The 18,623-nt window shown below is 74.2% G+C and carries 18 protein-coding genes; 15 read left to right on the top strand and 3 right to left on the bottom strand.

Going from position 1 to position 18,623, the window contains the following annotated elements; translation table 11 throughout:
- Positions 1–39: 39 nt before the first annotated feature.
- The 6 genes from E1284_RS26895 (at position 40) to E1284_RS26870 (ending at position 8,008) form a co-directional block, all read left to right on the top strand.
- A complete protein-coding gene (locus tag E1284_RS26895) occupies positions 40–1,134 on the top strand; it encodes a CU044_5270 family protein (RefSeq protein WP_131942929.1) in 1,095 nt (364 codons plus the stop codon).
- A 95-nt stretch (positions 1,135–1,229) separates the two neighbouring features.
- Entirely contained in the window at positions 1,230–2,192 is a 963-nt protein-coding gene (locus E1284_RS26890) for a carbamate kinase (RefSeq protein WP_243714762.1), read from the top strand.
- Between the two features lie 57 nt (positions 2,193–2,249).
- Complete coding sequence (bar, locus tag E1284_RS26885) at positions 2,250–3,356, top strand: barbiturase (protein ID WP_131942928.1); 1,107 nt, start codon at positions 2,250–2,252, stop codon at positions 3,354–3,356.
- A gap of 68 nt (positions 3,357–3,424) precedes the next feature.
- On the top strand, positions 3,425–4,120 hold the full coding sequence (locus E1284_RS26880) for an SseB family protein (protein WP_131942927.1): 696 nt from the start codon (positions 3,425–3,427) through the stop codon (positions 4,118–4,120).
- 41 nt (positions 4,121–4,161) lie between these two features.
- Positions 4,162–4,914, top strand: coding sequence for a phytanoyl-CoA dioxygenase family protein (locus E1284_RS26875; RefSeq protein ID WP_131942926.1), 753 nt, complete (start codon positions 4,162–4,164; stop codon positions 4,912–4,914).
- A gap of 31 nt (positions 4,915–4,945) precedes the next feature.
- On the top strand, positions 4,946–8,008 hold the full coding sequence (locus E1284_RS26870) for a glycine--tRNA ligase (protein ID WP_243714761.1): 3,063 nt from the start codon (positions 4,946–4,948) through the stop codon (positions 8,006–8,008).
- 5 nt (positions 8,009–8,013) lie between these two features.
- Here the strand turns inward: E1284_RS26870 and E1284_RS26865 are convergent, their stop codons facing one another.
- Positions 8,014–9,021 (bottom strand): DUF2332 domain-containing protein, encoded by a 1,008-nt coding sequence (locus tag E1284_RS26865; RefSeq protein WP_131942925.1) that lies wholly within the window; start codon positions 9,019–9,021, stop codon positions 8,014–8,016.
- A gap of 97 nt (positions 9,022–9,118) precedes the next feature.
- On the opposite strand from E1284_RS26865, the gene aroC reads away from it, so the two are divergent.
- From aroC to aroQ, 4 genes are read left to right on the top strand one after another with little or no spacing between them, the layout of a single operon-like run.
- Positions 9,119–10,297, top strand: a complete 1,179-nt coding sequence (gene aroC / locus E1284_RS26860; protein WP_131942924.1) for a chorismate synthase — start codon at positions 9,119–9,121, stop codon at positions 10,295–10,297.
- Between the two features lie 8 nt (positions 10,298–10,305).
- Complete coding sequence (locus tag E1284_RS26855; protein ID WP_131942923.1) at positions 10,306–10,815, top strand: shikimate kinase; 510 nt, start codon at positions 10,306–10,308, stop codon at positions 10,813–10,815.
- Positions 10,812–11,885, top strand: a complete 1,074-nt coding sequence (gene aroB, locus E1284_RS26850; RefSeq protein ID WP_131942922.1) for a 3-dehydroquinate synthase — start codon at positions 10,812–10,814, stop codon at positions 11,883–11,885. The genes E1284_RS26855 and aroB overlap by 4 nt, the downstream gene beginning before the upstream one ends.
- Positions 11,882–12,334: a type II 3-dehydroquinate dehydratase gene (gene aroQ / locus E1284_RS26845; protein ID WP_131942921.1), complete on the top strand. Its 453-nt coding sequence runs from the start codon at positions 11,882–11,884 to the stop codon at positions 12,332–12,334. Before aroB ends, aroQ begins: the two co-directional genes overlap by 4 nt.
- A 22-nt stretch (positions 12,335–12,356) precedes the next feature.
- On the opposite strand, the gene E1284_RS26840 is transcribed toward aroQ, so the two are convergent.
- Positions 12,357–12,932: a TetR/AcrR family transcriptional regulator gene (locus E1284_RS26840; protein WP_131942920.1), complete on the bottom strand. Its 576-nt coding sequence runs from the start codon at positions 12,930–12,932 to the stop codon at positions 12,357–12,359.
- A 90-nt stretch (positions 12,933–13,022) separates the two neighbouring features.
- Between E1284_RS26840 and E1284_RS26835 the strand changes: the two genes are divergently transcribed.
- Both E1284_RS26835 and E1284_RS26830 read left to right on the top strand, forming a co-directional pair.
- Positions 13,023–13,688, top strand: a complete 666-nt coding sequence (locus E1284_RS26835; RefSeq protein WP_131942919.1) for an enoyl-CoA hydratase-related protein — start codon at positions 13,023–13,025, stop codon at positions 13,686–13,688.
- 62 nt (positions 13,689–13,750) lie between these two features.
- Positions 13,751–14,797, top strand: coding sequence for an LLM class F420-dependent oxidoreductase (locus tag E1284_RS26830; protein WP_131942918.1), 1,047 nt, complete (start codon positions 13,751–13,753; stop codon positions 14,795–14,797).
- A 73-nt stretch (positions 14,798–14,870) separates the two neighbouring features.
- On the opposite strand, the gene E1284_RS26825 is transcribed toward E1284_RS26830, so the two are convergent.
- Entirely contained in the window at positions 14,871–16,349 is a 1,479-nt protein-coding gene (locus tag E1284_RS26825) for a flavin monoamine oxidase family protein (RefSeq protein WP_131942917.1), read from the bottom strand.
- Between the two features lie 159 nt (positions 16,350–16,508).
- Between E1284_RS26825 and E1284_RS26820 the strand changes: the two genes are divergently transcribed.
- The 3 genes from E1284_RS26820 to nusB are packed head-to-tail and all read left to right on the top strand — an operon-like array spanning position 16,509 to position 18,607.
- A complete protein-coding gene (locus E1284_RS26820; protein WP_131942916.1) occupies positions 16,509–17,600 on the top strand; it encodes a M24 family metallopeptidase in 1,092 nt (363 codons plus the stop codon).
- Between the two features lie 31 nt (positions 17,601–17,631).
- Positions 17,632–18,189 carry an elongation factor P gene (gene efp, locus E1284_RS26815; RefSeq protein ID WP_131942915.1) on the top strand — a complete coding sequence of 186 codons (558 nt, stop codon included), beginning with the start codon at positions 17,632–17,634 and terminating at the stop codon, positions 18,187–18,189.
- Position 18,190: 1 nt separating this feature from the next.
- Complete coding sequence (gene nusB, locus E1284_RS26810) at positions 18,191–18,607, top strand: transcription antitermination factor NusB (RefSeq protein WP_131942914.1); 417 nt, start codon at positions 18,191–18,193, stop codon at positions 18,605–18,607.
- The last annotated feature ends 16 nt before the right edge of the window (positions 18,608–18,623 follow it).

The raw sequence follows: 18,623 nt of genomic DNA, 5'->3' as shown, positions 1-18,623 counted from the left end.
CCCCCGCCCCGCCCCCGCGGTCGCCGAGGAGGCGGCCCGATGACCACTGGAGACACGATGCCCGACACCGCGTTCCGCGCGCTCAAGCCCGCCGCGCTCGACGAGCTGGCTGAGGACGGCCACGCGCGCCGCCGCGACGCCGACCTGGCCCGCGCCATGAGCGCCGCCGCCGCGCCGCGCCCGCGCCGCCGCGTCCGGCGGCCGGTGCTGCTGGTCGCCGGAGTCGCGGCCGCGGCCTGCGCCGCCGCCGGGGCCGTCGTCGTCACGGGCGGCGGCGATACTCCTGCGCGGCCGCCGTCGGCGCAGGAGGGGCCCGCCGACGCGCGCACGTTCCTGCTCGCCAGCGCGACGACCGCGGCGAAGGCCCCGGCCGCGACCGGCCGCTACTGGTACAGCCGGCGGCTGACGACGAGCGAGGTGGGCGGGCACCGCAGGACGGTCGTCGGCACGGGGCCGGACCGCCGCAAGGTGGACAAGAAGATCACCTACGAGGCCCTCATCGAGAGCCCCGGCGAGGTCTGGCTCGCGCGCGACGGAAGCAGGGCGCGCAAGACCGGCGGCCCGGACAAGCTCGTCTTCCCCACCGACCGGGACAAGGCCCTCTGGCAGCGGGACGGGTCTCCCCGCCTCGCCGGCTCCAGTGAGAAGCGGGTCTGGGAAGGGCCGATGCGCCGCGGCCTCGGCACCGGGGAGATGACCGCCGAGCAGATCGCGTCCCTGCCCGAGGACCCGCGGAGCCTGTCGGCCGTGCTGCGCGACCGCTACCGGCGCGAGCTGAAGGCCGCCGAGAACCCGTTCAAGGGCACCTTCACCGCGTACGTGTGGGGGATCGCGCACGACCTGCTCGGCGGGCCGGTCACGCCGGGCGCCAAGTCGGCGCTCTTCAAGGTCCTCGCCGGGCAGCCCGGGATCCGGCTGGCAGGCCGGGCCACCGACCGGCTCGGCCGCCCCGGGACGGCCGTCGTCGCGGCGTCGGGCCCGGACGGCGGCGCGGCCGCGACCGAGTCCCGGCTGGTCATCTCGGCGGCGACCGCCGACCTGCTCGAGTTCCGGACGACCGAGGCCGGGCACGGGACCGTCACGACCACCTACGAGGCGATGGGCTGGGTCGGCCGGCTCGGCGCGCGGCCCTAACAGGCGCGCGTACCGAGAAAGTGCCGAAGAAGCGGCGCTCGTTGGGCGGATTTCGCCCGTGAGCGCCGCCCTTCGCGCGGGTTAGCGTCCGTCCCGTGACCTGGAACGGCGGGGGACCGCTCAGCGGCGAGCGGATCCTGATCGCGCTCGGCGGCAACGCCATGACCGCGCCGGACGGCAGCGCGGCGCCGGACGCGCAGGCGGCGGCGATCGAGGCCGCGATGGCGCCCGTCGCGGACCTGGTCGCGGCGGGCGCGCGGGTCGCGCTCACGCACGGCAACGGCCCGCAGGTCGGCAACCTGCTGATCAAGAACCAGCTCGCGGCGGGCGTGGTGCCGCCCGTCCCGCTGGACTGGTGCGGCGCGCAGACCCAGGCCACCGTCGGCGTGATGATCATGAACGCGCTGGAGCGGGCACTGTGCGCGCGGGGCGCCGCCCGCCCGGTGTCCACGGTGGTGACGCGGACGCTCGTGGACGCCGCCGACCCCGGCTTCACCGCCCCCGCCAAGCCGATAGGCCGGTACTTCCCCGAGGAGCAGGCGCGCCTGTCCATGGCGCACGGGGAGACGTGGCGGCCGTTCGGGGAGCGGGGCTGGCGGCGCGTCGTCGCCTCGCCCGAGCCGCTGGAGATCCTGGACGCCGACGCCGCGGCGGCGCTGCTGGACGCCGGGCACGTAGTCGTCGCGGCGGGCGGCGGGGGAGCGCCCGTCGTCCGGGCGGACGGGGCGCTGCGCGGCGTCGAGGCCGTGATCGACAAGGACCTGGCCGCGCAGCTGCTGGCCCGCCGCCTCGGCGCCGGCACGCTGGTGATCGCCACGGACGTGGAGAACGCGGTGGCCGGGTTCGGGACACCCGCGGCCCGCCCCCTGCGCCGCACCACCGTCGCGGAGCTGGCCGGCCTCGCCGCCGCCGGGCACTTCGCCGGCGGCAGCATGGGTCCGAAGGTGGAGGCGGTGCGGCGGTTCGTCGCGGCCGGCGGGCGCCGCGCCGCGATCGCCTCGCTGGCCCGGCTCGGCGACGCCGCCCACGGCAGGGCCGGGACGGTCGTCGAGGCGTGACCCACGGACACCGGCAGGGTAGAGACCGATGCGACCGAGCAGCTGAGGAGCGATGACGTGCCCGATCCGATCGAAGTCCGCAAGATCCCCATCGAGTCCGTGACCGACGCGTCCGGGCTGGCCCGGCTGATCGACGACGGCGTCCTGGAGGCCGACCGGGTCCTCGCCGTCGTCGGCAAGACCGAGGGCAACGGCGGCGTGAACGACTACACCCGGTTGCTGGCCGACCGGGCGTTCCGCGAGGTGCTCCTCGCCAAGGGCACCCGGAGCGCGGACGAGGTGGCGCGCGTCCCGCTGGTGTGGTCGGGCGGCACCGACGGCGTCCTCAGCCCGCACGCCACCGTGTTCGCCACCCTCGACCCGGCGAAGGCGCCCGCCTCGGACGAGCCCCGCCTGTCGGTCGGCGTCGCGATGAGCGACGTCATCCTGCCCGAGGACATCGGCCGGCCCGCGATGGTCGAGACCGTCGCCGCCGGCGTCCGCGAAGCCATGAAGACCGCGGGGATCGACGACCCGGCCGACGTCCACTACGTCCAGACCAAGACTCCGCTGCTCACCCTCGACACGATCAACGACGCCAAGTCGCGCGGCCGCGACGTCGTCACCGAGGACACGCTCACGTCGATGGACATCTCCAACTCGACCACCGCGCTCGGCATCGCCGTCGCGCTCGGTGAGATCGAGACGCCCGCCGCCGGGCAGATCCACCGGGACCTGTCGCTGTACTCGTCGGTGGCGTCGTGCTCGTCCGGCGTCGAACTCGACCGGGCGCAGATCGTCGTCGTCGGGAACGTGCGCGGCATCGGCGGCCGGTACCGGGCCGGGCACGGTGTGATGAAGGACGCACTGGACGCCGACGGGGTCTGGGACGCGATCAGGTCGGCCGGCCTCGATCTGCCCGACCGGCCCCGCACGTCCGACCTCGGCGAACGGCTCGTCAACGTGTTCATCAAGTGCGAGGCCGACCCGAGCGGCTCGGTCCGGGGGCGCCGCAACATCATGCTGGACGACTCCGACGTGCACTGGCACCGGCAGATCAAGGCGTGCGTCGGCGGTGTCGCCGCGTCCGTCACCGGCGACCCGGCGGTGTTCGTGTCGGTCGCAGCCGTCCACCAGGGCCCGTCCGGCGGCGGGACGGTCGCCGCCATCGCCGACCTCGGGTGACCGTCTGACTGCGGACAGTATCCGAATCGATACGCGCGGCGGTCGCCGGAGGCTATAGCCTTCCTGCCGTGTCCGGACTGACGATTCCCGAACCACTGATCCCCGGGGACGACGGGGGCGCCGACCCCCGGCTGTGCGAGGCGCTGGCCGGGTACGCGGCCGGGCGGGTCGGCGCGCACACGGTGCTGCGGCGGCTGCAGGGCGCCCGGCTGCTCGTGCCGATCGTCGCCGTCCTCACCGAGGAGGAGCAGGTCGCGCCCGGCGAGCTGCGGCGCGAGAAGAACAGCGAGATGGCGCTGCCGACGCTGATCGGGGACGACGGCCGCCGCGGCGTGCTCGGCTTCACCTGCACCGAGACGATGAAGGCGTGGCGCGCCGACGCCCGCCCGGTGACGGTGCGCGGCGGCGACGCGTGCCGCGCCACCCTCGACGAGGGCGCCGACGCGCTGGTCGTGGACGTGGCGGGCCCCGTCCCGTTCGCCGTGGACGGGCTGCGCCTGCACCTGCTCGCCGAGGGCCGCCCCGTCCCGCCGCCGCACGAGGACCCGGACGTCCTCGCCGCCGTCGAGGCCGCGTTCGGCTCCGACCCGTCCGTGACCGGCGTCCGGGTGACCGAGGGGACGTCCGCCGAGGTCGCGGTCCGGTTCGCGGTCGTTCCGGGCCACGACGAGCGCGGCACCGTGCAGCGGGTGTCCGACCGGCTCGCCGAGGTGCTCCGCGGCCGCATCGTCGGCGGCGTCGAGCTGAACGTCCTGCGCCGGTAAATCGTTCGCTCCCGCCGGGGGTGCCTTGGCAGGCTGGGGTCATGATCGACGTTGACTCCTTCATCACCGACGGGTTCGTCCGCGTCGAGGGGGCGTTCTCCCGGGAGCTGGCGGAGGAGTGCCGGGCGATCCTGTGGCGGGACACCGGCTGCGACCCCGGCGACCCCGCCACCTGGACAAGGCCGGTCGTGCGGCTCGGCGACTACGCCCAGGAGCCGTTCCGGGCCGCCGCGAACACGCCCCGCCTGCACGCCGCGTTCGACGCGGTCGCCGGGAAGGGCGCCTGGCTGCCGCGCGGCGGCCTCGGCACGTTCCCGGTGCGGTTCCCGAGCGACGACGCGCCCGGCGACGACGGCTGGCACATCGACGCGAGCTTCCCCGGCGACGACCCGGCCGACTTCATGTCCTACCGGGTGAACGCGGCGTCGAAGGGCCGCGCGCTGCTGATGCTGTTCCTGTTCTCCGACGTCGGCGACGACGACGGGCCGACCCGGATCCGGGTGGGCTCCCACCTGGACGTCCCGCCGATCCTGGAACCCGCCGGGGAGGACGGGCTGGCGTTCATGGAACTGGCGCGGAAGGCCGTCCCGGCGACCGGGCACCGGCCGCTCGCCCTCGCGACGGGACGCGCCGGCGACGTGTACCTGTGCCACCCGTTCCTCGTCCACGCGGCGCAGGAGCACCACGGGACGCGGCCCCGGTTCATGGCGCAGCCGCCGCTCGCGCCGTCCGGCCCGCTCCCGGCGGACTCTCCCGTGCGCGTCGCGATCGAGCGAGGTCTCGGGCGCTTCTAGGCTTGTCCTTTCGCGCCCATTGGAGACTCCCGTGCCGACGACACCCGTGCCGACCCCGTCCGTGCCGAACCCGCCCGCCCTGACGATGCAGGACGCCCTGATCCGGCTCACCGACTACTGGGCGGGGCGCGGCTGCCTCGTCGCGCAGCCGATGAACACCGAGGTGGGGGCGGGCACGCTGAACCCGGCCACGGCGCTGCGCGTCCTCGGCCCGGAGCCGTGGCGGGTCGCCTACGCCGAGCCGAGCGTCCGCCCCGACGACTCCCGCTACGGCGACAACCCGAACCGGCTGCAGACCCACACCCAGTTCCAGGTGATCCTCAAGCCGGAGCCGGGCGACGCGCAGGAGCAGTACCTCGGCAGCCTCGCCGCGCTCGGCATCGACCTGCGCGCCCACGACGTCCGGTTCGTGGAGGACGACTGGGCGTCGCCCGCGCTCGGCGCGTGGGGGCTCGGCTGGGAGGTGTGGCTGGACGGCCTGGAGATCACCCAGTTCACCTACTTCCAGCAGTCCGGCGGGCTGACCCTCGACCCCGTCTCGGTCGAGATCACCTACGGGATGGAACGCATCCTGATGGCGCTGCAGGGCGTCTCCCACTTCAAGGACATCGCGTACGCGCCCGGCATCACCTACGGGGAGGCGTTCGGGCAGGCCGAGTACGAGATGAGCCGCTACTACCTGGACGACGCCGGCATCGCGACGAACCGGGAGCTGTTCGAGGCGTACGCGGCCGAGGCCCGCCGGATGCTCGACGCGCGGCTGCCCGTCCCCGCCCACACCTACGTGCTGAAATGCTCGCACGCGTTCAACGTGCTGGACGCGCGGGGCGCCATCGGCACCACCGAGCGGGCCCGCGCGTTCGCCCGGATGCGCGGCCTCGCCCACGAGGCCGCCGCCCTCTGGGTGGAGCGCCGCGCTGAACTGGGGCATCCGCTCGGCGACGCGGCGGTACGGCCGGCCGAAGCCGTGTCGGGCACCGTGCCGGGCACCGTGCCTGGCACCGAGCCGGCCGCCCTGCCGGACGCCGCCTCGGCGGGGACGTTCGCGCTGGAGATCGGGGTGGAGGAGCTGCCGCCGCACGAGGTCGCGCGGACGGCCGAGCACGTCGCCGAACGGCTGCGCGGCGGGCTGGAGGAGGCCGGGCTGTTCACGGACGCGTCCTCGCTCGACACGTGCGCGACGCCCCGCCGGATCATCGTGGTCGCCCGCGACCTGGCGGCCCGCGAACCCGACACCGAGCAGGTCGTGAAGGGACCCCGGATCGCCGCCGCCTACGACGCGTCCGGCGAGCCGACGCGGGCGCTGCTCGGCTTCGCGCGCGGGCACGGCATCGACGCCTCGGACGTCGGGAAGGTCACCGTCGCGGGCGGGGAGTACGCCGGATACACCCGGAAGGTGGTGGGACGCTCCGCCGCCGAGGTCCTCGCCGCGCTGCTCCCGGACATCGTCGCCGGGCTCCGCGCCGGGAAGAACATGCGGTGGAGGGCGCCCGGCCTGTCGTTCGCCCGCCCGATCCGCTGGCTGCTCGCCCTGCTGGACGACCGGGAGATCCCGTTCACCGTGTCGGACCTGACCGCCGGGCGCGCCACGCGCGTCCACCGGACGGCCGCGTCGCCGCAGGTCGACGTGCCGGACGCCGCGTCGCTGACCGGCGTCCTGCGCGAGCACGGGATCGAACCCGTGCGGGCCCGCCGCCGTGCCCGCGTCATCGAGGACGCCGGGTCCCTCGCACGGGGCCGCGGCGGGACGGTCGACCTCGCCGCCGAGCACGCCCTCGTCGAGGAGATCGTCGACCTCGTCGAGGAGCCGGTCGCCATCCTCGGGTCGTTCGACGAGAAGTACCTGGACCTGCCCGAGGAGATCCTCACCACGGTCATGCGCAAGCACCAGCGCTACCTGCCGGTGCGGCGGGAGACCGGGCGGCTGCTCCCGCACTTCGTCACGGTCGCCAACGGCGAATGCGACCACGACGCCGTCCGGGCCGGGAACGAGGCCGTGCTCCGCGCGCGCTACGAGGACGCCTCGTTCTTCTTCCGGCAGGACCTCCGGAGCACGCCCGAGCAGATCAGGGAGGGCCTCGGCAGGCTCACGTTCACCGAGCGCCTCGGGTCGATGGCCGACCGGTCGTCCCGCATCGCCGCGATCGCCGCCGACCTGGCCGGCCGCCTCGACCTGGCGGCCGGGGAGGGGGCCGCGCTGGCCCGCGCCGCCGCGCTGGCGAAGTTCGACCTCGCCTCGTCCATGGTCGTCGAACTGCCGGGCCTCGCCGGGACGATGGCCCGCGAGTACGCCCGCCGCGCCGGCGAGGACGAGGCCGTCGCGCAGGCCCTGTACGAGATGGAGCTGCCCCGCGCCGCCGGGGACGCGCCGCCCGCCACGGCCGCCGGCGCCGTCCTCGCCGCCGCCGACCGGCTCGACCTGCTCGCCGGGCTGTTCGCCGTCGGGTCGGCGCCGACGGGCAGCTCCGACCCGTTCGGCCTGCGCCGCGCGGCGCTCGCGCTGACCGCGATCCTGCGGGACGTCCCGCGCCTCGCGCCGGTCACGGTCGGGGACGGCCTCGCCCTCGCCGCCCGGCACCAGCCCGTCGCCGTCGCCCCCGACGCCCTCGCCGAGGCCGAGCGGTTCATCGCCCGGCGCCTGGAGCAGAACCTCCTGGACGAGGGGCGGCCGGTGCACATCGTCCGGGCCGTCCTGCCGCTCGCGGGAACGCCCGCGCACGCCGCGCGGGCCGCCGACGACCTGGCGGAGCTGCTCGGCTCGCCCGGGTTCGAGCGGCTCACGGCGGCGCTGCAGCGCGTCCTGCGCATCGTGCCCGGCACCGCCGAGGCCGGGTACGACCCCGCCCGCTTCACCGAGCCAGCCGAGCGGAACCTGCACGAGGCGTTCACCCGCGCCACGGCCGAGCTGACCGCCCGGCCGTCGCTGCCGGAGTTCGCCGGGGCCGCGTCCGCCCTCGTCGCGCCCATCGACGCGTTCTTCGACGACGTGATGGTCATGGACGAGGACCCGGACGTCCGCGCCAACCGGCTCGGCCTCCTCGCCGCCATCAGGGACGTGGCCGCCCCCGTCCTCGACTGGCGCGAGATCGCCTGAACCGGTCAGCGCCAGGTCGTCGGGAGGCCGTGCGACGGGCCCTCGCCGAGGACCGCGCGCTCGCCGCCCGGCCACAGGCGCAGCGCCACTACCTGGACGGCGTCGAGCCGGGAGGCGTCGCGCCCCTCGAACGACAGGTGGGCCACGGGAGCCTCCTGCGCGGCCGCCGCGCCGGCGTCCTCGATGTGCCGGTCGACGCGCGCCGCCTCGTCCGCGGACAGGTAGGCGCGCATCGTCGAGTGCCACACCACGGTGGCGGCGCCCTGCCGGGGAGCGAGCCCGTCGAGGAAGTCCGCCGCGCCCGCCCGGACGACCGCCGCCGGGACCCGCGCCGCCACCTCGAACGCCGCGCGCAGCCGCGCGACCCGCTCGGCCTGGTCGGGCCACACGTACGACAGGAGCCGCCGCCGGGCATCGGGCGATGCCGGATCCAGGGGGCTCGGATCGCATCCGCCGCGCTCGATGATCGTGAGCGGCGCGTCCACCGGCGGGAGGCCCCGCCAGGCGTCCGGCAGGACGACCGGCGACTCGGGCCCGTACGCGCCGCCCTCGTACAGGAACCGGAAGTGGTCGGCGCGCAGGTTCAGGCCCGCGCTCGCGCCGATCTCCAGCAGCCGGATCGGAAGCCCGGTGGCCTCGGCGACCGCGAGCAGGCCGCCGACGAGCGGCGCGGCCCGCCCGACCTCGTTGGTCTGCGGCGGGGCGGTGAGCCCCGCCCGGATCTCCGCCGCGTGCTCGGCCAGGACGTCCCGGAACGCGGGCCAGGCCCGCAGCGGATCCTCCGTCCCGCCCGCCGTCGGGTAGTACGCGGCCAGTTCGGGGGCCCGCCCCTCCAGGACGATGCGGTGCACCGTCCCGAGCATGCCCAGGATGTAGCCGGGGCGGGTGTGCTCCCCGAGCACGCCGGCGACCGCCCCGCCCGGGTCGTCCGCGGCCCGCAGGAGCAGCTCCGCGTACATCGGCGACCCCAGCTCAGCGGACGCCCGCGCCTGCGCCAGCAGCGCCCTCCTCATCACGCACCTCCGGTGACTCGCCCCGTCTCCGGTGACGAGCCTCTCAGATGGTGGACGCGGTCACGGGCGGGCGCGCGGAGTCAATAGGATCGTGGTCATGCTGCGCTGGTTGACCGCGGGGGAGTCCCACGGCCCGGCCCTGACCGCGATCGTGGAGGGGCTGCCGGCCGGCGTGCGCGTGACCTCGGGGGACATCGCCGAGGAACTGCGCCGCCGGCGGCTCGGGCACGGGCGGGGCGCCCGGATGAAGTTCGAGCAGGACGAGGTGCGGATCCTCGGCGGCGTCCGGCACGGGGTGACGCTCGGCGGGCCGGTCGCGATCGAGGTCGGCAACACCGAGTGGCCGAAATGGGAGACGGTCATGTCGGCCGACCCCGTCGACGCCGACGTCCTCGCCGCTCAGGCGCGCAACGCGCCGCTGTCGCAGCCGCGGCCCGGCCACGCCGACCTCGTCGGCATGCAGAAGTACGGGTTCGACGACGCGCGCCCCGTGCTGGAGCGGGCCAGCGCCCGGGAGACCGCCGCGCGGGTCGCGCTCGGCACCGTCGCCAAGGCGTTCCTGAGCCAGGCCCTCGGCGTGGACGTCCTCAGCCACGTGATCGCGCTCGGCGAGGTGGCGGCGCCCGACGGCGTCCTGCCCGGGCCCGGCGACCTCGCGCGGGTGGACGAGAGCCCCGTCCGGTGCTTCGACGAGGCGGCGTCCGCCGCGATGGTCGCGCACATCGACGAGACCAAGAAGGCCGGCGACACGCTCGGCGGCGTCGTGGAGGTCCTCGCCTACGGGCTGCCGCCCGGCCTCGGCAGCCACGTCCACTGGGACCGGCGGCTCGACGCGCGGCTCGCCGGCGTCCTCATGGGCATCCAGGCGATCAAGGGAGTCGAGCTCGGCGACGGGTTCACCACCGCGCGGCGGCCCGGCTCGCGGGCGCACGACGAGATCGACGGCACGCCCGAGGGCGTCCGCCGCCGGACGAACCGGGCCGGCGGCGTCGAGGGCGGCATGACGACCGGCGAGGTGCTGCGGGTGCGGGCCGCGATGAAGCCGATCTCGACCGTCCCGCGCCGGCTCGACACCATCGACGTGAAGACCGGCGAGCCCGCCAAGGCGATCAACCAGCGCAGCGACGTCACCGCCGTGCCCGCCGCCGGGGTCGTGGCCGAGGCGATGGCGGCGCTCGTCCTCGCCGACGCCGCGCTGGAGAAGTTCGGTGGCGACTCCGCCGAGGAGACCGCGCGCAACCTGCGCGGATACCTGTCCTCCCTGACGATCAAGTGAAGGGGACCATGCGACCGAAGGCAGTCATCATCGGCCCGCCCGGCTCGGGCAAGACCACCGTCGGCGGCGCGCTCGCCGAGCGGCTCGGCGTCGCGCTGCGCGACACCGACGCCGACGTCGAGGCCGCCGCGGGCAAGCCGATCGGCGAGATCTTCATCGACGACGGCGAGGAGCGCTTCCGCGAGCTGGAGCGCGCCGCCGTCGCCGCGGCCCTCGCCGAGCACGAGGGCGTCGTCGCCCTCGGCGGCGGCGCCGTCCTCGCCGCCGAGACGCAGGAACTGCTCGCCGGCCACACGGTCGTCTACCTGAAGGCCGGCCTCGCCGAGGCGATCAAGCGGGTCGGCCTCAACTCCGCGCGGCCGCTGCTCGTGCTGAACCCGCGCAGCCAGATGCGCAAGCTCCTGGCGGAGCGCCTGCCGATCTACGAGCGCCTCGGCACGATCGGCGTCGACACCGACGGCCGCGACCCCGCCGACATCGTGGAGGAGATCGTCAAGGCCCTGGACGCGGACGCGTGACGCACGCCAGGGTCCGGGTGGACGGGGCCGCCCCGTACGACGTCGTCATCGGCGCGGGCGTCCTCGGCGAGCTGCCCGCCATGGTCGGCGACCGCGCCCGCACCGTCGCCGTCGTCCACGCCGAGGGCCTCCCGGAGATCGCCCGCCCCGTCTGCGGCGCGCTCGAACAGGCCGGGTACACCGTCCGCGCGCTGCCCGTCCCCGACGGCGAGGCCGCCAAGGAGGTCGGCGTGCTCGCCGGGCTCTGGTCGTCGTTCGCCCGGTCCGGCATGACCCGCACGGACGTCGTCGTCGGCGTCGGCGGCGGCGCCACCACCGACCTCGCCGGGTTCGCGGCGGCCTCGTGGCTGCGCGGCGTCCGCGCGGTGCTCGTCCCGACGACGCTGCTCGGCATGGTGGACGCGGCGGTCGGCGGCAAGACCGGCATCAACGTCCCCGAGGGCAAGAACCTCGTCGGCGCGTTCCACCCGCCCGCCGGGGTCCTGTGCGACCTGACCACGCTGGTGACGATGCCGCACGAGGACTACATCAGCGGCCTCGCCGAGATCATCAAGGCCGGCTTCATCGCCGACCCCGCCATCCTGGACCTGGTCGAGGACGACCCGAAGGGCGCCGCGTCCCCGGACGGGCCGCACACCCGGGAGCTGGTCGAGCGGGCGATCCGGGTCAAGGCCCGCGTCGTCTCCGCAGACCTCAGGGAGAGCGGCCTCCGGGAGATCCTCAACTACGGCCACACCCTCGCGCACGCCATCGAGAAGGCCGAGGACTACGAGTTCCGGCACGGCCACGCCGTCGCCATCGGCATGGTGTACGCGGCCGAACTGGCCCGCCTCGCCGGGCGGCTGCCCGCCGAGATCGTCCAGCGGCACCGCGACGTCCTCGCCTCGGTCGGCCTGCCGGTCTCCTACGCCGCCGACTGGCCCGGCCTGCGCGCCACGATGGCCATCGACAAGAAGTCGCGCGGCAAGACGCTCCGCTTCGTCGTCCTGGACGGCATCGCGTCACCGGGCCGCCTCGAAGGCCCGGACGAGGACCTGCTCGCCGCCGCCTACCGGGAGCTCACCCCATGACGAACCGCGTGCTCGTCCTCAACGGGCCCAACCTGCGGCGCCTCGGCGTCCGGGAGCCCGACACGTACGGGACGACCAGCTTCGACGACCTCGCCGCCCTCTGCCGCGACACCGGCCGCCGCCTCGACCTGAGGGTGGAGGTCCGGCAGACCGACGACGAGGCCGAGCTGGTGCACTGGGTGCACGAGGCCGCCGACGAGCGCGTCCCGATCGTGCTGAACCCGGCCGCGTTCACCCACTACTCCTACAGCCTCCGCGACGCGCTGGCCCAGCGGACCGCCCCGCTCATCGAGGTCCACATCACGAACCCCGCCACGCGCGAGGAGTTCCGGCACACCTCCGTCGTCGCGGGCGTCGCGACCGGCACCATCGCCGGCTTCGGCCCCATGTCCTACGTCCTGGCGCTGCAGGCGGTCGCCGAGCTCCTCGCCGAGGAGTCCGTGTCCTAGGCGCAGGTCCTAGGCGCGGGTCCTAGGCGTTCCCGACCGCCCGGCGGGTGATGTCCTTCAGCTCGGCGACGATGTCGTCCAGGGGGGCCACGTCGCGGTGGGCGCGGCACAGGACGGTGGCGCCCTCGACGGCGGCGACGATGAGGCGGGCCAGGCGCGCGGCGCGATCGTCGGGGACGCCGGCATTGCCGAGCCCGGTGGCGAGGGTGTCCTGCCAGCGGCCGAACACCGCCGCGGCCGCCGCCGCGAGCTGCGGGGCGTCCTCCTGGGATTCGACGGTGACGGCGAGGACCGGGCAGCCCGCCCGGAACTCGCTCTTGACCAGTACCTGCCGCCACCAGCCGACGAACGCGTCCACCGCGGAGGCGGCGTCGCCGCCCTCGGTGGCGGCGAGGATGCCCGCGTTGAGGAAGTCGCCGGCGTAGCGGACGGCCTCCTCCGCGAGTTGCACCTTGCCGCCGGGGAAATGGTGGTAGATCGACCCGCGCGGGGCGCCGCTGTGCGCGATGACGTCGCGGAACCCGGTGCCGCTGTAGCCGCGCTCGCGGAAGAGGTAGGCGGCGCTGCGCACCATGCGTTCCCGGCTGTCCGTCCCCATGGCTCGATTATGACATTCATCATAGGGTGCTCGCGTTGCCCATGACGGGCGTCATAGAGGAGGGTGAGGGCACGGATGAAGGAGAGCCACGTGATCGACCTCCAGCGCGACGGAGACGTGTACGTCCTGCGGTACGACGCCGGTGAGAACCGGTTCAGCCCCGACTTCCTCGGCGCGGTCGAGGGTGCGCTCGACGGCGTGGCGAAGAACGACGGGCCGGGCGCGCTCGTCACCGTCGGCACCGGCAAGTTCTACTCCAACGGCCTCGACCTCGACTGGCTCGGCGCGAACCAGGACAAGTTCGAGGAGTACCTGCGGCGCGTCCACGGGCTGTTCGCGCGCGTCCTGGAGCTGCCGATGCCCACGGTCGCGGCGCTGAACGGGCACGCGTTCGCCGGCGGCGGGATGCTCGCGCTCTGCCACGACCACGCCGTCATGCGGACCGACCGCGGCTACTTCTGCCTGCCCGAGGTCGACCTCGGCATGAGCTTCACGCCCGGGATGAACCTGCTGATCAAGGAGCGGCTGCCGAGGGCGACCGCGCACGAGGCCGTGCTCACCGGCCGCCGGTACACGGCCGAGCAGGCGCTGCGGGCGGGGATCGTCCAGCGGACCGCGGCCGAGGACGAGGTGCTGCCGGCCGCCGTCGAGCTGGCCGCCTCGCTGGCGGGCAAGAACGGCGGGACGGTCGCCAAGATCCGCGCGGACCTGTACCGGCCGGTGCTGGACGCGCTGCACGGTCCCGCCCTGTCCTGACGCCGGGGCGGCGAGTAGGTTACGTTCGACTGGAATCGGATTCGGTTAGGGAGAGGACGCCGATGCGCATCGGGATGGCGCTCAGCTACTCGGGCGGTTTCAAGGAGACCGTCGAGGAGCTCGCCGACTACGAGAAGGCCGGGCTCGACATCGTCTACATCGCGGAGGCCTACAGCTTCGACGCGGTGAGCCAGATGGGCTACATCGCGGCGAAGACCGAGCGGCTGGAGATCGCCTCCGGCATCCTCAACATCTACTCCCGCACGCCCACCGCGACGGCGCAGACCGCCGCCGGCCTGGACTATGTGTCGGACGGGCGGTTCACGCTCGGCATCGGCGCGTCCGGCCCGCAGGTCATCGAGGGCTTCCACGGCGTCCCGTACACGGCGCCGCTCGGCCGCACCCGCGAGGTCATCGAGATCTGCCGCAAGGTGTGGCGCCGCGAGCGGCTGCAGTACGACGGCAAGTACTACACGCTGCCGCTGCCCGCCGACCAGGGCACCGGCCTCGGCAAGCCGCTGAAGCTGATCAACCACCCGGTGCGGGCCGACATCCCGATCCTGGTCGCCGCGATCGGCCCGAAGAACGTCGAGCAGACCGCCGAGATCGCCAACGGCTGGGAGCCGATCTTCTACATGCCGGAGAAGGCCGCGGACGTGTGGGGCGCCTCCCTCGCCGCGGGCAAGGCCAAGCGCGACCCGGCCCTCGGCGAGCTGGACGTGGTCGGCCAGGCGCCGCTCGCCATCGGCGACGACGTGCAGGGCTTCCTGGAGTTCGGCCGCCCCATGGCGGCGCTCTACATCGGCGGCATGGGCGCCAGGGGCAAGAACTTCTACAACGACCTCGCCCGCCGCTACGGCTTCGAGAAGGAGGCCGAGGAGATCCAGGACCTGTACCTGGACGGCAAGAAGGACGAGGCCGCCGCGAAGGTCCCGCAGGAGCTGCTGGAGAAGATGTCCCTCATCGGCTCCGAGGGGCACGTCCGCGAGCGGCTCGCCGCGATGAAGGAGTCCGGCGTCACGACGCTGAACGTCGCCCCGATCGCCGGCGACCACAAGAGCCGCCTGGCCCTGATCGAGAAGGTCAAGGAGATGGCCGCCGACCTGTGACCGAGCCCCGTTCACCTGCGGCGTGTTGTTGTTATGAGCGCCCTCATAACAACAACACGCCGCAGGTCAACGGTCAGAGGGCTGCGTGGACCTCCCGGGCGACGCGTTCGCCGGAGCGGACGGCGCCGTCCATGTAGCCCGTCCAGTAGTCGGACGTCTCGGTGCCCGCCCAGTGGATCGGCCCGCACGGGGCCCGCAGCGCCGGGCCGAACGCGGTCAGCGCGCCGGGCGGGGCGATGCCGACCGGGCCGCCGCCGCTCCACATCTCGTTGTCCCAGCGCTGGAACGCCGTGATCCTCGGGTCGGCGGCCTTGTCGCCGAACAGCGTGGTGAACGAGGCGAGGCCCGCGGCCCTGACCTCGTCCGCCGACGCGCCGTCCAGCTTGCGGATGTTCGCCTGGTTCATGAACCCCATCAGGATGCCGCGCGACCCGTCCGGCGGGCTGTTGTCGAACGTCGCGTCGATCGCGCCGCTGTCGGCGACCGCCTGCCCGGTCAGGCCGTCCGCCCGCCAGAACGGGGTGTCGTAGACGCCGACGAACTTGGCGATCGAGCCCATCGGGTAGCGCTGCATCAGCTGCGCGCGGCTCGCGGGCAGCGCCGGCGAGTAGTCGATCTTGTTGGCGATCGCGGGGGACATCGCGACGACGACCCGCCCGGCCGTCACGGTGAGCCCGTCCGCGGTGACGGTGACGCCGCCGGAGCCGGTCTCGATCGACCGCACGGGCGTGTTGTAGCGGATGATGTCGCCGAGCCGCGCCGCCAGCCGGACGGGCACCTCCTGCGAGCCGCCCACGAACCGGGACTCCTGCGCGCCGTCCTTGGTGTTGATCAGCCGGTCGACCGTCCCCGGGGTGCTCTCGTTGCCCGCCGAGGCCGCGTAGTTCAGCAGGTAGAGCAGCGAGACCTCCTGCGAGCGCATCGACAGCGTCGAGGAGGCGAACGCGTCCATCAGGAACCGCGCGCCGCTGCTCAGCGAGTTGGACCGCGACCAGGTGTAGAACGTCTGGGCGTCCCACTCCTCGGCCTTCGCCGCCCTCCACGGCTCGCCGACCGGCACCTCCTTGATCATGTTGCCGAGCTTGACCAGCGCCAGCTCCAGGTCGATCACGCCCCAGTCCGGCGGGACCGCGCCGAGCAGCCCGTCGGTGGCGTACAGGGACCGCTTGCCGTTGCGGTAGTAGACGTTCTTGCCCTCGTTGTAGGTCTTGAAGGTCTCGACGCCCATGTCCTTCGCGAGCACCGCGATCCGGTCCTGCGTCGGGCCGATGAACTCGGCGCCGCCCTCGCTGGTGGTGCCGTCGCCGAGCGGCAGCCCGTACACGCGCCCGCCGGGCCGGTCCCGGGCCTCCAGGACGAGCACGGACCGGCCGGCGGCGACCAGGTCGCGGGCGGCGGCCAGGCCGGACAGGCCGGCCCCGACGATCACCACGTCGGTGCTGAGCGGCGCGGTGCGGGCGGCGGCGGACGGCGCCGCGGCGGCGGAGGCGACGGCTCCGGCGGCGGTGAGCGCGCCCGTGCCGAGCAGTCTGCGGCGGCTGACTCGGGTCAAGGGGAATCCCTCCTGGGGACGTCCATGCGGGGGGACGAAGGGTCACACGGCAGCTCACGCTAGGCCCGCCCTCAAGCCGAAGTCGAGGGTTCTTCATGTTTTGTGACCGCGTCGAGACGGCCTCCCGCCCCGTCCCGGCGATCATCTAGAGTCCTGGACATGGGGGAGACGCATACCGCCCGGCGCGCCCGGCTCGCCGCGCTCGTCGCCGAGCGGGACGCCGGCGCGCTGCTGGTGACCCGGCTCGTCAACGTCCGCTACCTGACCGGCCTGGACAGCTCCCGCGCGGCGCTGCTCGTCGCGGCCGACGGCGGGGCCGTCCTCGCGACCGACGGCCGGTACGCCGGCATGGCCGCCGAGGTCTGCCCGGAGCTGCCCCTGGTCGTCGACCGCCGGGTCGCGGCCGCGCTGCTTGCGCGGGCCGCCGAGGAGCGCCGCGCCCGGCTCGGCTTCGAGGCCCACGACCTGACCGTCGAGCAGCACACCGCACTCGCCGAGCAGGCCGCCGGACTCGACCGCCCGATCGAGCTCGCACCGCTCGGCCGCCCCGTCGAGGAACTGCGCATGGTCAAGGACGAGGAGGAGATCGCGCTGCTGCGCGAGGCGTGCGCGATCACCGACCGGGCGTTCGAGGCCGTCCTCCCCGAGATCCGCGCCGGCGTCACCGAGCGGGCCGTGGCGATCGCGCTCGAACGCGCCATGGTGGACTTCGGCGCCGAGCGGCCCGCGTTCGAGTCGATCATCGCCTCCGGCCCGAACGGCGCCGTCCCGCACCACCACCCCGGCGGCCGCGAGCTCCAGGCCGGCGACCTCGTCACCATGGACTTCGGCGCCCTGTACGGCGGCTACCACGCCGACATGACCCGCACCGCCGCGATCGGCGAGCCCGCCGGCTGGCAGCGCGACCTGTACGACCTCGTCCACCGGGCGCAGCGGGCCGCGCTGGAGGCCGCCGTGCCCGGCGCGGACACCAAGGCGGTCGACGCCGCCGCCCGCGAGATCATCAAGGCGGCGGGGCACGGCGAGGCCTTCCCGCACGGGCTCGGGCACGGCGTCGGGCTGGAGATCCACGAAGCGCCGCTCATGGGGTACGAGGAGACCGGTAAGCTGATGGATCGAGTTCCGATCACAGCGGAGCCTGGGGTCTACCTCACCGGCCGGGGCGGCGTCCGCATCGAGGACACGTTCGTGGTCCGCGCGGACGGCCCGGAGCTCCTCACCACAACGACCAAGGACCTGCTCGTCCTGTAGGCGCGCGGGCCCGCGACCGGGAGAACAGCCAGTGGCGACGACGAACGACCTGAAGAACGGCATGACGCTGAACCTCGACGGCCAGCTGTGGACCGTCCTGGAGTTCCAGCACGTCAAGCCAGGCAAGGGCGGCGCGTTCGTCCGCACCAAGATCAAGAACGTGCTGTCCGGGAAGGTCGTCGACAAGACCTTCAACGCCGGCACCAAGGTCGAAGTGGCGAGCGTCGACAAGCGCGAGATGCAGTACCTCTACCGCGAGGGCGAGGACTTCGTCTTCATGGACACCGAGACCTACGACCAGCCGCACATCCCGGCGGCCGTGGTCGGCGACGCCGCCGACTACCTGCTCCCCGAGCAGAACGCGGTGATCGCCTTCAACAACGACAACCCGCTGTACGTCGAGCTGCCCGCCGCCGTCGTGCTGGAGATCACCGAGACCGAGCCCGGCCTGCAGGGCGACCGCTCCACCGGCGGCAGCAAGCCTGCCACCGTGGAGACCGGCGCCCAGATCCAGGTGCCGCTGTTCATCACCACCGGCGAGAAGGTCAAGGTCGACACCCGCTCCGGCGAGTACCTCGGCCGCGCCTGAGATGGCGGCACGCACCAAGGCCAGGAAACTCGCGCTCGACATCCTGTTCGCGGCCGAGCTGCGGGAGGAGGAGCCGGCGGCGGTGCTCGCGGCGCGGGGCCGTCCGAACCAGGACGAGCTGGCCGAGTTCCCGCACGCCGTCCGGCTCATCGAGGGCGTCCAGGAGCACCGGGAGCGCATCGACGAGCTGATCTCCACCTACGCGACCGGCTGGACGCTGGAGCGGATGCCGGCCGTCGACCGCAACATCCTGCGGATGGGCGCGTTCGAGCTGCTGTGGGTGGACGACGTCCCGGACGGCGTCGCGGTCAGCGAGGCGGTCGGCCTCGCGACCGAGCTGTCCACCGACGAGTCCCCCCGCTTCGTCAACGGCCTCCTCGCCCGCCTCCAGCAGCTCAAGCCCTCCCTCACGCTGTAAACGGGCGGGGCGTGGG

Source organism: Actinomadura bangladeshensis, assembly GCF_004348335.1.
Lineage (GTDB): Bacteria > Actinomycetota > Actinomycetes > Streptosporangiales > Streptosporangiaceae > Spirillospora > Spirillospora bangladeshensis.
The sequence above is the reverse complement of the archived record's forward strand: the minus strand, read 5'-3'. Positions and strand labels throughout refer to the sequence as shown.

Coding starts and splice junctions, on each gene's coding strand:
- E1284_RS26830 (WP_131942918.1), top strand. CDS start 13,751: ATGCGCATCGGGATGGCGCTCAGCTACTCGGGCGGTTTCAAGGAGACC.
- nusB (WP_131942914.1), top strand. CDS start 18,191: ATGGCGGCACGCACCAAGGCCAGGAAACTCGCGCTCGACATCCTGTTC.
- aroQ (WP_131942921.1), top strand. CDS start 11,882: ATGACGAACCGCGTGCTCGTCCTCAACGGGCCCAACCTGCGGCGCCTC.
- E1284_RS26820 (WP_131942916.1), top strand. CDS start 16,509: ATGGGGGAGACGCATACCGCCCGGCGCGCCCGGCTCGCCGCGCTCGTC.
- E1284_RS26895 (WP_131942929.1), top strand. CDS start 40: ATGACCACTGGAGACACGATGCCCGACACCGCGTTCCGCGCGCTCAAG.
- E1284_RS26875 (WP_131942926.1), top strand. CDS start 4,162: ATGATCGACGTTGACTCCTTCATCACCGACGGGTTCGTCCGCGTCGAG.
- E1284_RS26855 (WP_131942923.1), top strand. CDS start 10,306: ATGCGACCGAAGGCAGTCATCATCGGCCCGCCCGGCTCGGGCAAGACC.
- aroC (WP_131942924.1), top strand. CDS start 9,119: ATGCTGCGCTGGTTGACCGCGGGGGAGTCCCACGGCCCGGCCCTGACC.
- E1284_RS26840 (WP_131942920.1), bottom strand. CDS start 12,932: ATGGGGACGGACAGCCGGGAACGCATGGTGCGCAGCGCCGCCTACCTC.
- E1284_RS26865 (WP_131942925.1), bottom strand. CDS start 9,021: ATGAGGAGGGCGCTGCTGGCGCAGGCGCGGGCGTCCGCTGAGCTGGGG.